A 21,238-nucleotide genomic window follows, 5' to 3' on the forward strand; every position below is an offset into this window, starting at 1 on the left:
AATTAATGATATAGAGTGTTTTCTTATTATATATTAAATCTTTTTATTATTTGGTGTGGGCTTTTTATAGGTTTACTTTTTATATAAATCATCTTAAAGGCTATAACCTGAACCCCTAAAAGAACTATTATAATTATTGCATATACTAAGAATAACTCTTCTGGTAATGCATTAATTACTGGATCTGTTTTAGGATCGAAAATCCAATAATTATTATTGAAAAATAGTTTATGAAATAAAACAAATGTCTTAGAAAAATTTATTCCCATAGAAGCCATAACAAATCCAAATGTTATTAAAATTATATTTGCTGCATAATTTACTACCTTTGGAAATTCAATATTCTTAGCCAAAGCTTTTACTAACTTAAATGTTATAAATATTAATAAAGCTATTATAACTATTATATAAAGCTTCATAAAAATATTTTTAACTTCTTGAAAATGAATTTCTCCTGTTCTACTCATAGAAAAATCTTCAAATTCTAATTGTTTTATAAAAGGATTATTTAAATACTTAATCATCCCATTATAGTTAAACATTAATTTTTCTTTCGATAAACCTGTAATCTTAACTAAATTAAATTTATCTATAGCTATTTTATATACTATAGTTAAGTTTAACGTTATGATTACCGAAATTCCAACTGCAAATATACTGGTAATAAAGCTTAAAAACATATTTAAAGCAGTATTACTCCTCCTACTTCCTTGGTTCTTACTTAATTTCATTTAGTCGTCTCCCCTTAACCCCTTAACACTAAAAGATTATTAATTATTCTAATGCAATTTTAAAATCAGCTAATACATTACTTACAAGCTTTGACTCTAATTTTTTATAGCATTCTAATAAATTAGAATCTTGAAGTGCTTCAAATATATATCTACTCATTTCCATCCAGTTTTCTGGTATAAATACCCAGACTATTTCTTCATATCTACAACTTAACATAAAATGTTCCATTCCCCAAAATGAATACTCTTCTATATTATGAAGTTTATTAAAGCTTTGGTAATCTTCAACTACCTTTTTAGTTAACTTATATTCATAAATGTCAACATAAAAGAAATCAAAATCTTCTCTCTTTGCTTTAAAAGCATCTTCATGCTTAATTTTTATTTTTGGGTTTTCTTTAAAATTTTTATTATATAAGTCTATAACATCCTTATTTATCTCATAGACAATTACTTCGTCAACCTTATCCTTTTTAGCCATTTCTTGTGCTACATATCCAAGTCCAAGACCTACTACACCAACTTTCCCCTTAGCTCTTTTAATTGGCATATATGAACTTTCTATTTCAAGAGGTGTCATTCTCATCCATATGTTTTTAGGTCCATGTAATTCAAGTATATCTAAAGCTATCTCGCCTTCCTTTTCATACATATACCCTTTAATTATTCCTTTTAACCCGTCTATTTTTTTAATCTCAAAGTCACCTATTTTACCTAAATTTATTTTTTCATTATATTCTTGAATTTTTTCTATTACATAATCGCTTTCGTATGGCTTCAAAATTAACCTTTCCTTTCTGTATTATATTTTATTTTACTGCGTATAATATGGATATCACCACTTGGTATTTTTCTTTTATAAATATAATTTAATATTTATATTTATAATTATATTGGTAATAAATTGAAAACACAACACATATTTATTACAATTTTATTATATGTAGTTAATCAAAATTTTACTTGCTATTTAAAAATACTATGCTATACTAGTGATATAAATTATCAATTAAAGAATAGAAGGTGTTTGTATGGATAAAATAATAATCAGCGAAGAAGCTTACAAAGAGTTTAAAGCTTTCTTAGATGAAAATGAAATCGAAAAATACAGTATAAGAATTAACTTAGCTGGATTTGGTTGTAGCGGTCCTGCATTTAACATAACTGTTGATGAAGCTAAAGAAGGAGATATGACTGAACAAGTTAACGAAATTACTTTCATAGCTGAAGAAAAATTAGTTGAAGAGTTCGGTGGTTTCAAAATATTATCAACAGAAGAAAACGACGGTAGAGGTTTATCATTAAGACCTGTAATCGAAGTTGAAGGTGGATGTGGTTCATGCGGTGGTGGATGTCACCACTAAGAAATAAAAAAGAAGCGTTAAACGCTTCTTTTTTTATTTCTATTTTGCTAAGATTTCAATACCATCTTCTGTAACTAAAATAGTATGCTCCCATTGTGCTGAATATCCACCATCTTCTGTTATTGCAGTCCAATCATTATCTTCATCTACGAATAATTCATAACCACCTTGGTTTATCATAGGCTCTATCGTAAATACCATACCTGGTACTAAAATCATACCTTCACCTTTTTTACCAACATGACTTACAAAAGGATCTTCATGGAAGTTTATCCCTACCCCATGGCCTCCAAAATCTCTAACTACTGAATATCCATTTTTTTCAGCATGCTTTTGAATAGCTTCTCCTATATCTCCTAAAAATCCCCATGGCTTAACAGCTTCTACACCTTTTAGTAAACACTCTTTAGCTACTCTTACAAGTCTTGCATCTTCTTCTGACACATTTCCAATCATAAACATTCTAGATGCGTCTGAAAAATATCCATTATAAATAGTTGATACATCTACATTTACAATATCTCCATCTTTAAGTATTATATCTTCACTAGGTATTCCATGGCATATTTCATCATTTATTGAAGTACACACACTCTTTGGAAAACCAGAATAATTAAGTGGAGCTGGTATAGCCCCTTGTGATACAGTATAATCATGAACTATTGTATTTATTTCTTCAGTACTCATTCCTAATTTTATTTTTTCTGAAACTAAGTCTAAAACAGCATTATTTATCTTAGCACTTTCTCTTATACCTTCTATTTGTGCTTTGTTTTTTATTATATTTCTTGGAGGAACAATAAACCCTTTTGCTTGTAACCCATGTATTTTTTCTTCTATTTCCATATGGCACTTTTTATACTTAAGTCCACTTCCACACCAACATTTTTCATTTCTATCACAATTCATTCTTTTCTTCCTTTCTATTATACTTTTTCATGTATAACTTTAATTTCTTAATTATATAATAACATACTTTCCATATTTGGTTATACATTTCTTAATTGGTCTATGGCTTCAGTAGTTCTTACCTTTCTTTCTATTGCTGTAGTATCCATATCTTTAACTACTTGTGTATAAACTAAATCTATTAAATATATTTGTGCTAATTTTGATGAAACTGCTCCTGTTTCAAATATACTTTCAGCTGAAACATAAGATAGATTTATATCTGAAACGTCCTTTAATCTAGATGGTTTATCTTGTGTTATTGATATAACTTTACAACCATTTTCCTTAACTAAGTTAACAGCTTTTATTATTTCGTCTGTTTCTCCAGTATGAGATATAGCTATAACTAAATCATCTTTATTTGCTATAGATGCCATCATCATTATAGTATGACTGTCTTGGTAACTACAGCTATTAACACCTATCCTCATAAATTTATAATTTGAGTCTAATGCTATTATTCCTGAGTATCCTATTCCAAAGAAATACACCCTACTAGCTTCTTTAATATATTCTGAACAAATATGTATATCTTTAAAATTAATTAATTCGTTTGTTTGTTGTAATACATCTATATTACATTGTAATAGTTTCTTAGAGGTTTCTTCTACACTTTCATTATTATCTATATTATTATTAATAATTCTTTTTGTGCTTTTATTTGATATTTCTGTAGCTAATGTTACTTTAAAATCTTGAAATCCTAAAAACCCCATCTTTTTTGTAAATCTAGTTACAGTTGCTTCTCCTATATTATTGTCATTTGCTATTTCTGAAATAGACTTATAAATAACAGCTTCCTTATTTTCTTTAATATATTTTATAAGCTGTCTATCTGATTTTGTTACCTTAAATTCTGGAAAGTTAAGTTGCTTAAGTATATTCATTATTTTCACCCCCTTGTAATTTACCTAAAAGAATACTCTATTATACTTCTTTTAATAGTTTTTTATTTCTTTGCAATAAATTAAATAATGCTCCAAGCATCCCTGCTTCATTATCTCCCTTAGCAAATTCTAATCTTGTATTTTTATATACACTTTCTATAAGCTTTGTTTTTAAAGCATTGTCTATTCTATCTTTTAGATATTCCCTTTGAGCCATTATTCCTCCCCCAAGAACAACAACTTCTGGATTTATAACATAAACTATATTAGATACTCCTACTGCCAATATATCTACTATTTTATCTATTTCCTCTATACATATAGCATCTCCCTTTTTAGCTAAGTCAAATATAATTTTCCCATTTATATCTTTTGAATTTATATTATTTCTTTTAGCTACATTTCTAACTAATGCACTTGTTGCTGCTAATTTTTGAAATTCACCACCATTTATATTCATATAGCCAACTTCTCCTGCACTATTGCTATGACCATGTAAAACAGAATTATTTAAAATAATGCAACCGCCTATTCCTGTTCCTATGGTTAAACAAACACAAGATTTGCATCCCTTAGCAGAACCTAACCACATTTCTCCAAGACCTGCACAATTAACATCATTTTCAACTTCACATCTTATATTAAATTCCTTTTCTAATTCTTTTTTAATTTCAACTCCTATATAATTAGGAATTAAATTTGATGCATAAACTATTTTTCCTTCGTTAGGGTCAACCATTCCTGCAGTAGAAATCCCTATTCCTTTTATATCGAAGTTATTTTTATGTTTTTTAACTATAAGCTTAATTTTTTCTAATATATTTTGTCCACCCTTATACGCTTCAGTATCTATTTGGTCTTTCAAGATAAAATTTCCATTTTCCTCTAAAACTCCATATTTAATTGAAGTTCCACCTACATCTATACATATATATTTATTCATTTAAACCCACCTCTAAAAAATCCTTGTAATATATTTTAAGGGAGTATATCAATACTCCCTTATGTCTACTTAATTATAACTTTAAAAATCGCCTTTTTAATTTTTTCTTTATTATCTACTTTTATTGCAGTCATATGAGCATCTTCTGGATAACATATTAAAAAATCACCTTTAGTTAAAGTTACACAACCACTTTCTTTACCTTCTAATGGTACAAAATCATTTTTTTCTTCATATTCTTTAATATCTAAGTTATCTATTAAATTAACTGCTATTTTTTCTTTTCCATCAAACATTAGATGTATGTCAATATATTTTTTGTGAGCTTCCCAAAATCTATCTTCTTTATTTTGAGTCTCATACTCTACAACATTTACAAATACATTTTCTTCATCTATTTTATAAGTTCCTTTTTCAACCTCTGCTAATTTTTTTTCTATAGCATATTTGAAACAATCAATTATTTCTTTATCTAGAAAACTATATTTATCCATATGCTTTAAATTTCCATATATCATATAAATTTCCCTCCTTTTTTATTCAAAATATATAGTTGTTTCTTTAGCTGTTTCAAATTTACTCTTATTTACTTTTCTTTGAATTGTACTTACCACTGATCCAACTATTAATGATAATACTATTGAAATTAATGAGTATGACCATATGCTTACACTTGAAAGATTATATTTTAATATTATAACTACTACAGCTGATACTATAAATGCTGCATATGCTCCAAGGCTTGTTGCTTTTTTAGTAAAGGCTCCTAGAATAAATATTCCTGCTAATACTCCAAGTACTAAGCCCATAAAGCTATTAAACCATACATAAGCTGATTTTATTTGACCTGCTGCAAGAACCATAGATATAACAGTTGCTAATACACCTACCCCTAAAGATATATATTTAGCTATCTTTGTTTGTTTTTCAAAACTTAAATCCTTAGAAATTACTGTTTGTATGTCTAAAGTCCAGCTTGTAGCTACTGAATTTAATCCTGTTGATAATGTTGATTGTGATGCTGCGTATATTGCTGCAAGAAGTATTCCTGTTACCCCTACTGGTAATTGGAATGCTATATATGATGCAAATATTTGGTCTTGTTGTGCTGTTTGTAATAATGAAGGATTTTGATTATAAAATACATATAACGCTGTACCTATTAAATAAAATATTGTTGCAATACCTATTGATAATATTCCATTTGCATAAGTCATTTTCTTTAATTGCTTTATATCTGTTGTTGTTGTAAATCTTTGTACTATATCTTGACTTGATACATATGAAGATAATGTATTAAGTCCTGCTCCTACTAGTATTATAAATACACTATCTTTAAAAATAATTGGATCAAATAATACTTCATTTGAAGCTATAAATTTTCCTGCTGAAAGTGAATCCCATATTGCACCGAAACCACCATTAATATGAGCTACTAAATATATCAATGCAAAAGCTACTCCAAAAATCAATACCATACCTTGTATAAAATCTGTCCATAAAACTGATTTCAAACCACCTGTATATGAGTAGATTATTGCTATAACTCCCATCGCTATTATAAGGATATTTACATTTATTCCTGTAAGATTTGCTAAAACAACTGATGGTAAATACATTATTATAGACATACGTCCAATTTGATATATAATAAACATTAAAGCTCCGATAATTCTAAGTCCTTTGCTGTTATATCTTAACTCTAAATATTCATATGCTGTATCAATATCTAATCTACTATATATAGGTAAGAAATATTTTATTGTTATTGGTACTGCTATAAAAATTCCTAATTGAGCAAACCACATTATCCAAGTACCTTGGTAGGAGTTTCCTGCTAATGATAAGAATGATATTGGACTAAGTAATGTTGCAAATATAGAAACTGATGTTACCCACCAAGGAATAGTTCCATCACCTTTGAAGAACTCTTTTCCCTTCATTTCTTTCTTTGAAAATGCTAAGCCTGCAAATAATACTACTGCTAGATATACAACTAGAACTACCATATCAACCCATGTAAAACCTTGCATGTCAAATCCCCCTAAAGTTTTAATTATTATTAAAATTTACTATTTAAAATATTTGTTATATATTTCTTTAGCTTTAGCTCTCATTTCTGGAGTAGCTTCCTTCATTGGTTGTCTACAATATCCTGCTTCAACTCCAAATTCTTCTAATAATAATTTCAATGTTTGATATAATCCATTTTCTAAAACATCTGTAATAAAGTCGTTAGTTATATGTTGAATTTTTAATGCTTCTTCTATATTTCCCTTTTTAGCCTCTTCAAATATTTGTTTTGATCTCTTTCCATTTACATTAAATGTTGAACCAATAGCTCCATCAACCCCTAAAACAGTAGCTGGTAACATCATTTCATCAAATCCTGCAAATATTAATTTATTAGGGAATGTCTTACGCATTCTTTCTAATAAATAAAAATCTGCTGCTGTAAACTTAACTCCAATAATCTTATCATTTTCAAATAACTCAGCAAATTGATCTAAACTCATATTTACTCCAGTTAAGAATGGTATTGAATATATTATTAGCTTATTATCTACTGAATTTATTATTGTTTCATAATAATGTTTTATTTCTTTGAAATCGAATTTATAATAAAATGGTGTAACTGCTGAAATAGCGTTATATCCTAAATCCGTTGTAAATTTTGCAAGTTCTACAGCTTCCTTTAAGTTTACTGATCCTACTTGAGCTATTAGTTTAACTTGATCTTTTGCTTCATCCTTTGCAATTTCAAAAATTTTCTTCTTTTCTTCAGTTGAAAGCATAAAGTTTTCGCCAGTGCTTCCACCTACATACAAACCATCTACTTTACAATTATCAATATTATGTCTGATGATTTGTCTTAACCCCTTTTCATTTATGTTCCCTTCCTTGTCAAATGATACTAATAATGCTGAATAAATACCCTTCATTTTGATTCCTCCTCAATGATGTTTTGTATATATTTTAAAAATTAAATATATTCTGAATTTATTAGTTATAAGTTTTCTATTACTTTTGTAAATTTCTTAGTTATTTGTTGTGGTCTTGTTATCGCTCCACCTACAACACATGAATATGCTCCATTTTTATATGCTTCAAGCAAATCTTGTGGTGTGTTTATTCTACCTTCTCCTATAACTGGTATTTTTAATGTTTCACTTAAATCCTTTATTAATTTAAAGTCTGGTCCTTCTAATTGTCTTGAATATGGTGTGTATCCTGATAATGTTGTAGATATACAATCAACTCCTAATTTTTCAGCTTCTATAGCTTCCTCAAAAGTTGATATATCTGCCATAACTAAAACATTATGTTGATGTATATAATCAATTAAATCTTTTACATTTTCATTATTAGGTCTCTTTCTTTTAGTAACATCTAACGCTATCATTTCACATCTAGTTATTAATAGCTCGTCCACTTCCCTTTTAGTAGGAGTTATATATATTTCAGAATCATTATAATCTCTTTTAATTATTCCTATTACTGGTAAATCAGTAACCTCTTTAATTTCTAATATATCCTTTACTCCTTGAGCTCTTATACCGGATGCTCCACCTTCTTTTGCTGCTTTAGCCATTCTACCCATTATAAATGAACTATGCAAAGGTTCATTTTTTAATGCTTGGCATGAAACTATTAACTTCCCTTTAACCTTTTTTATCATAGTGTATCCCTCCAATTTAAATGGAATTTATTTTCATTTTTGTAACTTTATAATATCATGAAAAAGTTTACTTTTCAAGTTTTTAGTAAATTTATTTTAATAATTATAATTTAGTTAAAATTATTTGCCTTTAATTAACAATTTAATTGTTTACATAGATTTTTATAGCTTTATTTTCAATTTTCAGATTATTCTTTCTGAAAATTACTTTCTTTTTTAAATCTATATTAAGCATTATTTTTTATAATTAATTTTATTTTATTATATTTAAATGTTTCAGAAAAATTAGCTGATAGATATTTTAAAGGGATTTTTTTAGCTCAAATGATTTTTTCACCACTTATAGCTATTCCAGGTATTGTGAATTTTTTGTTATATGACAAAAACGAAAAAATTTATAATAAAAAATATAACCTAAAAAAGCCTCTTAAATTTAAGAAGCTTTTTTTATTGATTATACTGATTCTTTAGTTATTGCATCTATAGTTCTTTGCATCTTAGCACCTAACTTTTCTTCTTCTAAAAGTACCATTGAAATTAAATCTATTAGATACATAGCTGAAAATTGAGAGTTTATAAATCTTTTTTTATCTACAAATAAGGCATTATAAACAATGAAGTTTACATCGCCAATATTTGTAATATGACTTTCTTCAAAACTAGTTATAGAAACAACCTTAGCACCATTATTTTTTGATATCTTTAATGAATTTATAACTTCCTCTGTTTCTCCTGAAATAGATATCCCAATTACTAAATCTTTATCTGAAACTATTGAACTATTTATTATCATCATATGTGGATCTGAAACACTATAAACATTAAAGCCCATACGTAATAATCTTTGCATCATTTCAGTAGCTGTAAGTCCTGAACTTCCAACTCCATATATATATATTTTATTAGCCTTTTTTATTTCCTCCACAACTTTTAATATTTGCTCTTTAGAAATTGATTCTCTTGTTTTTTCTATAACTTTTGTATAGTAAGAATATACCTCTGATAATACTCCTTTATTTTCTGCATCATCTTTTCTTTTTAATGAGCTTAATTTTATTTTCATATCAACAAAACTATCACAAGATATTTTTTTACAGAATCTTGTTATGGTTGCTCCTGATGTCTCTGTCACCTTGGCTAATTCAGTTATATTTATGTTGTTAATCGTTTCCTTTTCTTTTAATATATAATCTGCTATATTTTTTTCCTTATCAGAAAAGCCATTATACTTTTTCTGAATTTCATATAAAATATCCACTTCTATTCCACCTCAACTTATGTTCCTATAATTATATAATAATATATTTTTAGTATCAACTTTAAATTCATAAACAATAAAAAAGGTGGAAAACTTAATTATGTTTTCCACCATTACTATTCTTTCTTAGACAGCTTTTTCTATCGCTTCTGCAAACTTCTTTGTTATTAATTGTGGTCTTGTTATAGCACCACCAACAACTACCGCAAAAGCTCCCATTTCCATTGCTTTTTGTGCTTTTTCTGGAGTATCAAAGTTACCTTCTGCTATTACTGGTTTTTTACAATCCTTAATTAAAGCTTCTAAAACTTCAAAGTTATTTAATCCTTTTGAATGCTCTGTATAACCAACTAAAGTTGTTCCTACATAATCAAAACCTATTTCTGCAGCTCTTAACCCTTCTTCTACAGTTGATATGTCTGCCATAAACTTTTGATTTGGATAAAGCTTCTTTAAAGATTTTAAAAATTCTATATCTTGATTTATTGTAGCATCTACTGCTAGTACATCTACGCCTGAATTTACTAATGCTTCAACTTCCTTCATAGTTGGTGTTATGTAAGAAATCATGCCTTCATAATCTTTCTTTATAATTCCTATTATAGGTAAATCTACTTCTTCTTTTATTGCTTTTATATCTTCAACAGTATTTGCACGAATACCTATAGCTCCACCTTGTTTTGCTGCTAATGCCATTTTACTCATTATAAATGAGCTATGTAATGGCTCATTATCTAATGCTTGGCATGATACTATTAGTCCTGAATTCATAATGTTCCTCCATAAAATTAAATTATTTATCTTAAGATATAGGAGAGCCTTTGGCTCTCCTTATATTTATTCAGCTCCAATTATTTCATTGATTCTTTGTTTAATCGGATCTGCCATAGCTCCAAATATTGCTTGTACGCCACCTTTAACTTCTAGAACTGCTGTAGCCTCTAAAGATTTGATAGCATCTTTATCAACCTTACTTACATCTTTAACTGAAACTCTAAGTCTTGTAATACAAGCATCTACGTCTTCTATATTTTCTTGACCACCTAATGCAGCTAATACTTGCACTGCAGTTTCTTTTATTGTTTCTTTTGTAACTACTTTTACTTCTTCGCCATCTTCTTCACGGCCTGGTGTCATTACATTAAATTTAGTTATTAAGAATCTAAATGTTACATAATATAATACTGCCCATACTGCTCCAACAGCTAAAACTAATATCCAATTTGTTTTTGCATTACCTTGTAATACACCAAATAATGTAAAGTCTATAATTCCACCTGAGAATGTATTACCTATTGATATGTTTAATATGTCAGCTATAAAGAATGATAATCCATCAAATATAGCATGTACTACATATAACCATGGTGCAACGAATAAGAACATAAATTCAATTGGTTCTGTTATACCAGTAACAAATGAAGTTATTGCAGCACCTAGGAATAATCCACCAACTAATTTTCTCTTTGCTTTTGGTACACAATGATACATTGCTAAACATGCAGCAGGTAAACCAAACATCATAGTTGCAAAACGTCCTGCAAAGAAACGAGTTCCTTCTGTAAATAATCCAACATGATTTGGATCTGCTAATTCTGCAAAGAATATGTTTTGAGCTCCAACAACTGTTTGACCTGCAACTGTTGCAACTCCACCTAATTCAGTCATCCAGAATAAAGGATAAATCATATGGTGTAAACCAACAGCTCCTGTTAATCTTAATAAGAACCCATAAAGGAATGTTCCAAATGCACCTAAGCTAGCAATTGCTGTACCTGCACTTGTTAACCAACCTTGGAATGTAGGCCAAATTAAGAAGAAAATACCACCAATAAATATTGCTGAGAATGAGGATACTATTGGTACAAATCTTGAACCACCAAAGAATCCTAAAACAGCTGGTAATTGAATATTATGATATCTATTATGTAAATATGCAACGATTGAACCTATAACGATTGAACCAACAACCCCTGTATCTATAGATGTTACATCTGGATTAAAAGCTCCAATCATACCTTTTATAGAAGCATTCATAACTAAGAATGCAACTGCTGCTGCTAATGCTGCAGTTCCTTTATCTTTTTTAGCTAAACCAACAGCTAAACCAATACACATAATAAGTGCTAAGTTAGCAAAAACTACATCTCCTGCTGAAGACATAATTTTGAAAATGCCTTGTAACCATGCAATATTTAAAAATGGGTACGCATTGATTGTGTTTGGGTTAGATAATGCTCCACCTATTCCTAGTAATAAACCTGCAGCTGGCAAAATAGCTATAGGCAACATAAATGATTTACCGATTTTTTGTAAGCTTTTGAACATTTTATTACTCCCCTTTATTATATCTTTAGTATTTATTTTTTCTTTTGGGAAATTCTAAGATATTTTACATAAGTATAATAACGTTTTCATAGGTTCTATAAAAAAATCTCTTAGTTTCTCCCATTGGTTTAAAATAGTTTTTATTTATTTTGAAAATTTCAAAATAATTTTCTTTTCACATAAAGAATATCACATAAAATTTATTTTGACAATACTTTTTTTAAAGAAAATAATTTTCATACCGATTAATTTTTACTTGCATAAAAAAAGCTTCACTTTAATGTGAAGCTCAAGTATTAAATAGATTAATCTATTGTAAAATCATAATTAATATATGGTTCTATTGTAGTATTTATTCCTTTAAGAACATCTATCCAATAATCTTTCTTTATAAACTTGTCCTTTTTTTTATTTTCATCATCCGTTTGTATTACAGTATCATTAAATTCTTTATAGAATTTTTCTAAATCCTTAGACATATCTTGCATTACCTTAAAATCTTCTAATATTTTATCTTTTAGAACTAATTTATTATTTAATGTTTCCATTTCTAAAGTTAAATAGCCAAATATTAAATTCTCAATTCTTTCACAAATTTCATTTGGTTTAGTATCTTCTATTTTCTTTTTACTTAATGAAATAATACTTTGATTTGAGTAATCACCATATTCAGACCATAAGTCTGTCATAGATTTTGATATAGAACTATAGTTTTTATATAATTTTAATAGTTCTTCATTAGAAATACTTCCAGATTTAATTCCTTGATCTAAGATTAATGATATGCTTTCATTTCTATGCCTTATTTGTTCTATATTATTGTATGATTGTTTTTTAGCTTCATATCTATAGCTTGAGTTTACAACGGACATATAAACGTTTACTATTAGACTTATCAATAAAACACCAACTATAAAAAGTATGCTGTTATTCTTGCTAAATTTAAAAGCTTTCATAAAACACCCCCATGCATATCTTTAGTATATCACATTTCCATAAAAAACTCTATAGTAGGTTTTCTATGGAAATTATGATTACTTTTTTCCCACTATCTAGCCCAATCGTGTTGTAACTCTCTATACATTTCTAAGCCAGTATTTCCACCTTCACCTTTTTTAGTTCTACCTGCTATTCTTTTAATTTGACCATAAGGATAGATTAATGATAAGTCCTCATCACCAGTTAACACCCAAATTGTATTAGCATTAATAGGCCTTATTTCTAATTCTCTTTCCCCTACCCCATCAGTAAAATATATAAGTACATGGTTTCTAAGATTATTTTCTTTTATATACTTAAAAACAGGTGAAAATTTTGTTGATCCTGTATTTGTTAATCTCTTTTTTATATCGCCTTTAGATTTTATTCTATACACTCTTCTAATATCATTATCACATTCAATAATAGTTATCTTATTAGATCTAGTCTTTGTTATTTCTAAAATTTCTACCATTATTTTATGTAACTCATCATCACTCATAGATGCACTTATATCTATAGCAACTAATATTTCTGGTACACTATTAGGTAAATTTCCTCTTAAGTCTAATCTTTCTGGTTGCCTTCTATTTCTTCTTGTTATAGTTTTCTTTTCCCCTGCTCTTAAAGATGGTATAAGTTTTTTCAATGCCTTTTGCCAAGATATTTCTGCTTTTTCTGTATATCCAATAATTATCTTTTCTATATCCTTTGGGGCTTTACCTTTAAAAGAATTAGTAGCAGTTTTTCTTGTCATATCTTTAATTGCATCTTTGTTTAATATAGCCTCTGCCCATACATCATGAGCTTTTGAAATATCTATAACTCTTGCAATAGAATCATTTCCTTTACTATCTATTATATGGTTTAATTTATTATTTATTGCTTTTTCTATTTCATATGCATATATTTCTGCTGGCTTGTCATCTTTTAAATCTAAGCTAAGCTCTCTATTTACTCTTTCAATTTTATATGAATCCATTGGCAAATTCTTTATAAATTGATTTATTGAAATATCTAAGGCTAAATTTACAGACATAGTCTTATATTTATTTTTAAGATTCTTTTCTAATTCATAATGATTGTACATTATATGATATATTTCATGTTTAAATAAAGCATTCATTTCTTTTTTATCATACATCAAAAAAAGTATAGGATTAAAATACATTTTAAAACCTTCCATTTGAGGTATAGTAGCTAAAGGATATGTTATATCTAAGCGTATTTCTCTTTTTATTTTAGTCATAAATTGACCAAAGAAACTATCATCTTTTTCTAACATATCAATTATCACACTCTCAACTAACGAAAAAAATCTTCTACTAAAATCACTTTTAATATCATTTTTCCCCTCAAATTCTAATGCTTCTTTTAAAAGCTCATCTCGCTTTTCATCAAAAGACATACTATCCCTCCTTTAATATATTTATAATATCTTTATTCATAAATATTAAAAAATGCATCTAAGAAGGACTCTTCTTCTAGTAAAGCTTTATATAACTCTTTACTTTCATCACTTTTTATCTCTCTCATTATTCCAAGTCTTAAATCCTTTGGATAAAGCTTTAATAACTCTCCAAACAACTTTAAGTTTTTCGATTCTTTATTATCTTCTAAATATCCTAAAGAATTTTTAGCTAATATATATAATCTTGAGTGACTTTCTCTTTGAATATCCTCTTTAAATTCAAAAGGTAAAATATTATATTCAAATAAATCCTTTGCCTTAATTAAAGGATTCTTAGTGTTCTTTATATAATTTATAAAATCTGTTGCAATACTTACTCCTACATTTCCTTTTACTACATTATAAAAAGTATCTAGTGAAATATTGCCTTTATTTTTTTGATATACTTTATAAGATTTCCCTATTCTTTCCCAACTTCTTGGACTTGCTTTTATATTTTCTCTTGAATTAGGAGTATTTAAATACTCTGGAAAAGTTGATAGAAATTCAACTATATGCTCATGAACCTTTACTTCCTTACTCATTGCCCATTTAATCCATTCTTTTATATCTGAGTCCATTTCTATCCATACAAATCTATCTTCTTGAGCTCTATCCATATCTACAACTTGATAATCACTATCTTCAAATCCTTCATATTTATTAGAAGGATTCATTGCTGCTACAATCCTTACTTCATTGTTTAAATTGTATCCATTTATCTCTCTATTTAAAATTAAGTTCATTAATTCCTGTTGAACTGCATGCTCACATCTATTAAGTTCATCTATAAATAATAATACACCTTTATATTTTAAGTTACTTAAAGCCTCTTCTACCTCTAAAAGCTTGTAATGAGTCGCATATATAGTTTTTTTATTTTCAACTATAGGTAATCCCCCTATTTCTCCTTCTTTTAAAAGATTAGCATCTATAGTTACTAAATAAAGTTCTTCTTTTTTACATAAATTTTTTACTAATGCTGTTTTACCTATACCAGCTTCCCCTATTATTAAAGGAACATCGCCTGAGGCTAAAACTAACTCTATTGTATTTATAGCTTCTGAAAATTTCATATTAATTCCTTCTTTCCTAACCTTATGCTAACTTAACTTATAATCAACTAATAAGATTTTAGCCTTTTTACTTCCGTATTCTCTAATAAAATTTATTTTATCCATTTCTAAGATTTCAAGTTCTAAAAAGTCCTTTATATATTTTTCATCTACTTTATTTGTTTTTACCTTATCAATTAAAACATCTACTACATTTTCTACATCTATAGAATCATAAACATATTTAACTATATTAATATTTTCACTAATTAATATTTTTAACTCATCTATATCATAAGAAATATAATTTATCGCTTCTTCATCTTCTTTTACTGCTTTTTTTCTTACCTCTAAACTAGGGTTTTCAATAAATCTAATTGCACCCCAATAATTATTTATAGCTGCTAACTGAACTTCTTCTGATGGATTTTTTATATATTTAATGGCATCATAATCTTTAGTAACAGCTAATAACTGTATCTCTTCTGATGGATTTTCTACAAATTGTATCGCCCACCCTTTTGTTTCTACAGCCTCTTTTATTACCTTTTCTGATGGATTTTTTATGTACTTTAATGAATTCCATAAAGCTTTTACTGAAAATATAGCAAGTTCTTCATCTAGATCCTCTATATATTCTATCGATAATGGATTATTTTCAATTGCAAGCTTTTTCATATCAAAGCTTTGATTTTGTACATACCTTATTGCCATTCCATTTTTCTTTAAGGCTTCAAATATTAATTGTTCATCCGGATTTTCAATGTATCTTATATATAAAGGATTATCACAAATCTTTTTAAAATCACTTTCTTTCAAAATTCTTCCTTCTTTCTACTTTATTTATAATTATCTTAAATATATTATACAACTTCTAATTGATAATTACTATTATTAAATATTGTATATCTTGTATAATGTATTATCTATATGAATTGATTTTTTATATAAACTTATTTTAAGTAAAATTCTATAATTTATATAAATAAAAAATGGTAACTAGAGCAAATTCTAGTTACCTTTATACTAATTTTCTTTATATTTATTAATATCTCTTTTTATTGATGCAAGTAAATTATTTAATTCCCAAACTTCTCCTTCTTCAATTAACTTATTTAAAGAAACTTGGTATCTACTTGCTTCTGCTACTTTTCCTATAGATATAAGTGTTAATATGCTACTCATTATATTGGATATTATATCGGATTTAATTTCAAATAATTTTTGTGCATCTTTAATTTCATCCTTAATATCTAACATTTGTTCATCTAATTCAAAAGCTGCATCTGCTGCCTTTTTTAATTTACCTTGTATTTCTATAGGTATTTGCTTTTTATATTTGTAATTTAATGAATGCTCAATAGTTGCCCAGAAATTCATAGCTAATGTTCTTATTTGAAATTCTGCTAAAATTTCAGTTGGTCCTTCAGCCATATTTATAGGATATTTTATAATCATATGATAACTTCTATATCCACTACCCTTTACATTTCTTACATAATCCTTTTCGTATAATATTTGCATGTCTTTTCTTCCTCGTAAAAGTTCTACTACTGTATCTATATCGTCCACGAATTGACACATTATCCTAAGACCTGCAATATCTTCCATTTCATATTTTAATCTATCTAAAGGAATTTGAAACTTATTAGCTTTTTCTAAAAGGCTTGAAACTTCTTTTACTCTTCCTGTAACAAATTCTATTGGTGAATATTCATTTTTCTTTCTATATTCTTTTCTTATACTTCTAAGTTTTACTTTTAGTTCATCTACCGCCTGCTCATAAGGCATTAAAAAACTTTTCCAATCATGAATTGCCATTTTAACTCACCCTTTTTAAATCTCACCTTATCTATTATATCAAAAAATTTAAAATGTGTAATCAAATTATATAAATTATAAGTTTTTTTATTTTTTCTGAGTATTAAGTATAAATTTTTTCATTTTTTATACGATTATTATATTTTAATATGTTATATTTTACAACGAATAATTTATATGTTATATTTTACAACGAATAATTTGTTGGAGGTGATTATTTAATGTCCAATATTTTTGATGGCTTAGAAGCTTTCGGTTTTGATAACATTAATAGTACGAATTTATTTAATTTACATAAAGACATTAACTTAAAAAATCCAGATAAAGAAATAAATCATATCTTCTTAAAGAAAGTCCATTGCCCTGTGTGTGAAAATACTTTCGGTACTCCTGCAGTTAAAGTAAATTCCCCTAGAATTTTATCTAAAGATTCTGATTTTTTCGTACGATATTATATAATAAATCCATATTTTTATGAAGTGTGGGTTTGTCCATACTGTGGTTATTCTGCTATGAAAGTAGATTTCCCCAAAATACGTAATTACCAAATAGAACTAGTTAAAGAAAAGGTTTTATCTAAATGGAAAAATAGAGAATATGGTGATATTTTTACTCCTGAAATTGCAATCGAAAGATATAAACTAGCACTTTTAAATGCTATGGTAATGGAAAGTAGAAATAGTACTAAGGCTATGATTTGTTTAAAAATAGCTTGGATGTATAGATTGCTAGAAGATTCTAATAATGAAAATACATTTCTTAATCAAGCATTAATAGGTTTTACTGAAGCCTTTAGTACTGAAGGATTTCCTCTTTATGGATTAGATAGATTTTCTACTATGTTTTTATTAGGTGAGTTATGCAGAAGACTTCGTAAAGATTCCGATGCATTACTATGGTTTTCAAAGGTTATTACATCACGAGGAGCTTCTAATAAAATAAAAGAAATGGCTCGTGACGGAAGAGATAAAATTAAGGAGGCAATACAATGACTTTACTTTCAATTTTTAAAAAGAATAATGTGGTCGAAGCTGAAAAAATCCAAGAGGATATATCTGAAAAAACAATTGATAACAAATTAGATATATCTGATAATGTTAAATCTCAAATTAAATCTTTAAGTGAAAATAGCTCTAATATTTCATCAGCTATTCAAGAATCTAGTAAATCTTTAACTAATCTTACAAATGTCACAATAAAGCAATCAGAAGAAATTAATAGCGCAACTTCTGTTTTATCAGAATTCAATTCTTATATGAACGATCTTGCTTATAATATTACAAACGTACATATATCAATACTTGATGCTGATAAGCTTGCAAATACAGGACTTAACACTTTTTCAGATTTAAATTCATCTTTAAGTTCTTTAAGAGTATCTTTTAATACAGTTACTAACACTGTAAATTCTTTAATTACAAAATTAGAATCTATAAATACTATTACAGATTCTATAAATCAAATAGCTAACCAAACTAACTTACTATCCTTAAACGCTGCTATAGAGGCAGCTAGAGCTGGTGAAGCTGGAAAAGGGTTCTCTGTAGTTGCTGCTGAAGTAAGAAAACTTGCTGAAAACTCTAAAGATTCAGTTGAAAATATTAGTAATATATTAGAAGATATTAAATCTGATATTTTAAGTGTATCTGATGCAATGAATATCAGTAATACTGCTATTGATACTCAAGATAAGACTTTAAATGGTACAAAAGATAGTTTAAATAATATTAAATCTTCTATTAGTGATTCTGTAAATGAAATTAATAGTTGTATTGTAAACCTAACCACAGCATCTTCTCAAAAAGATACTGTTATCTCTATGATGAAGGATGCGTCAACAATTTCTCAAGAACACACAGCTCTATGTGAAGAAATTGCTGCTAACATAGATATTCAAGCTAGAAATGTTGAGATATTTGATGAGTCAATTTCTAAATTAGAAAATGAACTGAATTAATTATAAATAAAAAGCTATAGACCTATTAAAGATCTATAGCTTTTTGATTTATGTATTAATATCCTGCATGCTCAACAGTATGGTTTTTCCAATTAAGTATGAAAGACTCACTTGAACTATCTATTCTAGAATTTCTATTATTTTCTCCATACCATTCAGTTCCTGACCATCTTAATCTATATTGATCATTAAAACGATTATATTCAACTTTAACTGTTGATTCTTCAGTTCCTTTTGGTGCTGTAAGAGCAATTACTACTTTAGGAGAAAAACCACCAACTATTAAAGAAGATAAATTGTTATCTGTAGTTAAATTATTTATTCCTGTATTATATAATCTATATCTCATAAATAATTGATTTCCATAGATACCATGATAAGAATCTCTATCATATCCATCTTTAGTTGCATTAAAAGCAACTTCCCAAGATGCACTATTTACACTATCTTTCATTAATAATGTTCTATAATCTGGTTGATCATATGTTACACTTCTTTGAGCAGTGTATGATCCATTTATTCCTCCCCCTGCTTTAGGGCCTTCTTTTCCATATTCAATTGATAAGCTTCCACCAATGCTATAACCCATAGTTTCCGATACTGATACTGTATCTATTTGATTAGTTGGGATACTTTTAGTTATTTTTACTCTATTATTTCTATCATAAGTTGTTAATGTTGTGTAATATTTTGATGGCCAATACATATCAGCTTGATAATACCCACCAACACGTGATAATCCTGATGGAATAAATGATCCTTCTGTTGATACAAGTGCTGTAAGTTGATTATTGTGTTGATCTTCAATAAATGTAACTGATAAGTTAGTCTTAAAGCAATTATAATCTGCATAAGCAGTATCTGAAGATGTAAAAGTCTTTACTCCTTCACTTGGTGTTTCAACTATACATGTATTTTCTTGAGCTTGTACAGCTTTATAGGAAAAAGGTAAAGTTAAGCTAAATATAGTTGTTGTTGCTAAAGCAAGCATTAATATTCTTTTTATCATATTGTCCCTCCCCATTTTATATTAATTAGTATAAACAACTCATAAACGTTTACTTATTGTTAATATTATATTAACATATTTTCAATATTTTTTGAATATATTTTTATAATCAAAGTACTTTTTTTACACTTTTATTTAATTTTTTTAATTTTTTTATTAAAATTCTTTTTATTTACATAAAAAAATGAGTATATATTCAAATATACACTCATTTTTATGGTTATAAATTCCATTTAATATTTATTATAATTTTATTTTTCTTCTTTTCTGCCCAAATTTTGTGTCCTTGTTTTTCTACTAAAGTCTTTGTTATAGCAAGACCTAATCCTGTATTTCTTCCAGTTCTCATTCTATCTACTGTAAAAAATCTATCAAATAGTTTTTTCACATCATCTTCTGTTAAATCTTTAGCCTCATTTATAAATTGAGAAATTATAAAATCGTCCTTCTTCTTTAAATATATTTCAAGACTTCCTGTTGCATGTTTTAAAATATTTTGAATAAGATTATTGAAAATTCTTTCTGTAGCTTTTTATCACCATTAACTAATTGAATATTTTCATCTATTTCAATAATTGGATTAAGATTATTTTTTTCAAATTCATCATAAAAAGCTGCTATGGTATTACAAAGCATAACACTTATATTTATTTTTTCCATATTAATTTCATATTCATTTGCTTGTAACCTTGATAAATCATAAAAACTTGAAATTAATACTTTTAAAGATTCCGCTCTCTTCTCTATTATTGATATATATTGCTTCTTTTCCTTTATTGATATGCTATCATCTTCAAGAAGCTGTATATATCCCATTATAGATG

General features: G+C 27.3%; 23 protein-coding genes. 3 read left to right on the forward strand and 20 right to left on the reverse strand.

Going from position 1 to position 21,238, the window contains the following annotated elements:
- Positions 1–26 precede the first annotated feature (26 nt).
- Positions 27–731 carry a TIGR01906 family membrane protein gene (locus tag BTM21_RS09130; RefSeq protein ID WP_021874996.1) on the reverse strand — a complete coding sequence of 235 codons (705 nt, stop codon included), beginning with the start codon at positions 729–731 and terminating at the stop codon, positions 27–29.
- Positions 732–774: 43 nt separating this feature from the next.
- Entirely contained in the window at positions 775–1,515 is a 741-nt protein-coding gene (locus tag BTM21_RS09135; protein ID WP_021874995.1) for a polyamine aminopropyltransferase, read from the reverse strand.
- A gap of 250 nt (positions 1,516–1,765) precedes the next feature.
- Between BTM21_RS09135 and BTM21_RS09140 the strand changes: the two genes are divergently transcribed.
- Positions 1,766–2,098: a HesB-like protein gene (locus tag BTM21_RS09140; RefSeq protein WP_021874994.1), complete on the forward strand. Its 333-nt coding sequence runs from the start codon at positions 1,766–1,768 to the stop codon at positions 2,096–2,098.
- Between the two features lie 39 nt (positions 2,099–2,137).
- Here the strand turns inward: BTM21_RS09140 and BTM21_RS09145 are convergent, their stop codons facing one another.
- The 15 genes from BTM21_RS09145 to yjbM form a co-directional block, all read right to left on the reverse strand.
- Positions 2,138–3,007: a methionyl aminopeptidase gene (locus BTM21_RS09145; RefSeq protein ID WP_021874993.1), complete on the reverse strand. Its 870-nt coding sequence runs from the start codon at positions 3,005–3,007 to the stop codon at positions 2,138–2,140.
- 80 nt (positions 3,008–3,087) lie between these two features.
- Complete coding sequence (locus BTM21_RS09150) at positions 3,088–3,936, reverse strand: MurR/RpiR family transcriptional regulator (protein WP_079481159.1); 849 nt, start codon at positions 3,934–3,936, stop codon at positions 3,088–3,090.
- Between the two features lie 40 nt (positions 3,937–3,976).
- Positions 3,977–4,879, reverse strand: a complete 903-nt coding sequence (locus tag BTM21_RS09155) for an ROK family protein (RefSeq protein WP_021874991.1) — start codon at positions 4,877–4,879, stop codon at positions 3,977–3,979.
- A gap of 65 nt (positions 4,880–4,944) precedes the next feature.
- Positions 4,945–5,397, reverse strand: a complete 453-nt coding sequence (locus BTM21_RS09160) for a NanQ anomerase/TabA/YiaL family protein (RefSeq protein ID WP_021874990.1) — start codon at positions 5,395–5,397, stop codon at positions 4,945–4,947.
- Between the two features lie 18 nt (positions 5,398–5,415).
- Complete coding sequence (locus BTM21_RS09165; RefSeq protein ID WP_021874989.1) at positions 5,416–6,912, reverse strand: sodium:solute symporter family protein; 1,497 nt, start codon at positions 6,910–6,912, stop codon at positions 5,416–5,418.
- A gap of 39 nt (positions 6,913–6,951) precedes the next feature.
- Positions 6,952–7,821: an N-acetylneuraminate lyase gene (locus BTM21_RS09170; RefSeq protein ID WP_021874988.1), complete on the reverse strand. Its 870-nt coding sequence runs from the start codon at positions 7,819–7,821 to the stop codon at positions 6,952–6,954.
- Positions 7,822–7,886: 65 nt separating this feature from the next.
- Positions 7,887–8,558: an N-acetylmannosamine-6-phosphate 2-epimerase gene (locus tag BTM21_RS09175; RefSeq protein ID WP_021874987.1), complete on the reverse strand. Its 672-nt coding sequence runs from the start codon at positions 8,556–8,558 to the stop codon at positions 7,887–7,889.
- 454 nt (positions 8,559–9,012) lie between these two features.
- A complete protein-coding gene (locus BTM21_RS09180) occupies positions 9,013–9,816 on the reverse strand; it encodes a MurR/RpiR family transcriptional regulator (RefSeq protein ID WP_021874986.1) in 804 nt (267 codons plus the stop codon).
- Positions 9,817–9,942: 126 nt separating this feature from the next.
- Entirely contained in the window at positions 9,943–10,587 is a 645-nt protein-coding gene (locus BTM21_RS09185; RefSeq protein WP_021874985.1) for an N-acetylmannosamine-6-phosphate 2-epimerase, read from the reverse strand.
- 66 nt (positions 10,588–10,653) lie between these two features.
- Positions 10,654–12,144, reverse strand: a complete 1,491-nt coding sequence (locus BTM21_RS09190; protein ID WP_096145414.1) for a PTS transporter subunit EIIC — start codon at positions 12,142–12,144, stop codon at positions 10,654–10,656.
- 305 nt (positions 12,145–12,449) lie between these two features.
- Complete coding sequence (locus BTM21_RS09195) at positions 12,450–13,100, reverse strand: hypothetical protein (RefSeq protein WP_079481157.1); 651 nt, start codon at positions 13,098–13,100, stop codon at positions 12,450–12,452.
- 92 nt (positions 13,101–13,192) lie between these two features.
- Positions 13,193–14,530 (reverse strand): vWA domain-containing protein, encoded by a 1,338-nt coding sequence (locus tag BTM21_RS09200; RefSeq protein ID WP_021874981.1) that lies wholly within the window; start codon positions 14,528–14,530, stop codon positions 13,193–13,195.
- 32 nt (positions 14,531–14,562) lie between these two features.
- Positions 14,563–15,648 (reverse strand): AAA family ATPase, encoded by a 1,086-nt coding sequence (locus BTM21_RS09205; RefSeq protein ID WP_021874980.1) that lies wholly within the window; start codon positions 15,646–15,648, stop codon positions 14,563–14,565.
- A 27-nt stretch (positions 15,649–15,675) separates the two neighbouring features.
- On the reverse strand, positions 15,676–16,449 hold the full coding sequence (locus tag BTM21_RS09210; protein WP_079481156.1) for a hypothetical protein: 774 nt from the start codon (positions 16,447–16,449) through the stop codon (positions 15,676–15,678).
- Between the two features lie 204 nt (positions 16,450–16,653).
- Complete coding sequence (gene yjbM, locus BTM21_RS09215) at positions 16,654–17,448, reverse strand: GTP diphosphokinase (RefSeq protein ID WP_021874978.1); 795 nt, start codon at positions 17,446–17,448, stop codon at positions 16,654–16,656.
- 221 nt (positions 17,449–17,669) lie between these two features.
- On the opposite strand from yjbM, the gene BTM21_RS09220 reads away from it, so the two are divergent.
- A complete protein-coding gene (locus tag BTM21_RS09220) occupies positions 17,670–18,440 on the forward strand; it encodes a DUF2225 domain-containing protein (protein ID WP_079481155.1) in 771 nt (256 codons plus the stop codon).
- Positions 18,437–19,405 (forward strand): methyl-accepting chemotaxis protein, encoded by a 969-nt coding sequence (locus BTM21_RS09225; RefSeq protein WP_079481154.1) that lies wholly within the window; start codon positions 18,437–18,439, stop codon positions 19,403–19,405. Before BTM21_RS09220 ends, BTM21_RS09225 begins: the two co-directional genes overlap by 4 nt.
- A gap of 55 nt (positions 19,406–19,460) precedes the next feature.
- Here BTM21_RS09225 and BTM21_RS09230 read toward each other — a convergent pair whose 3' ends face one another.
- From BTM21_RS09230 to BTM21_RS13970, 3 genes are all read right to left on the reverse strand, one after another.
- Positions 19,461–20,414 (reverse strand): beta-channel forming cytolysin, encoded by a 954-nt coding sequence (locus BTM21_RS09230; RefSeq protein ID WP_021874975.1) that lies wholly within the window; start codon positions 20,412–20,414, stop codon positions 19,461–19,463.
- A 220-nt stretch (positions 20,415–20,634) separates the two neighbouring features.
- Entirely contained in the window at positions 20,635–20,931 is a 297-nt protein-coding gene (locus BTM21_RS13965; RefSeq protein ID WP_341429551.1) for a sensor histidine kinase, read from the reverse strand.
- Complete coding sequence (locus tag BTM21_RS13970) at positions 20,901–21,230, reverse strand: sensor histidine kinase (RefSeq protein ID WP_242969943.1); 330 nt, start codon at positions 21,228–21,230, stop codon at positions 20,901–20,903. Before BTM21_RS13970 ends, BTM21_RS13965 begins: the two co-directional genes overlap by 31 nt.
- Positions 21,231–21,238: the final 8 nt, after the last annotated feature.

It is taken from the genome of Clostridium chauvoei (assembly GCF_002327185.1).
Classification (GTDB): Bacteria; Bacillota; Clostridia; order Clostridiales; family Clostridiaceae; genus Clostridium; species Clostridium chauvoei.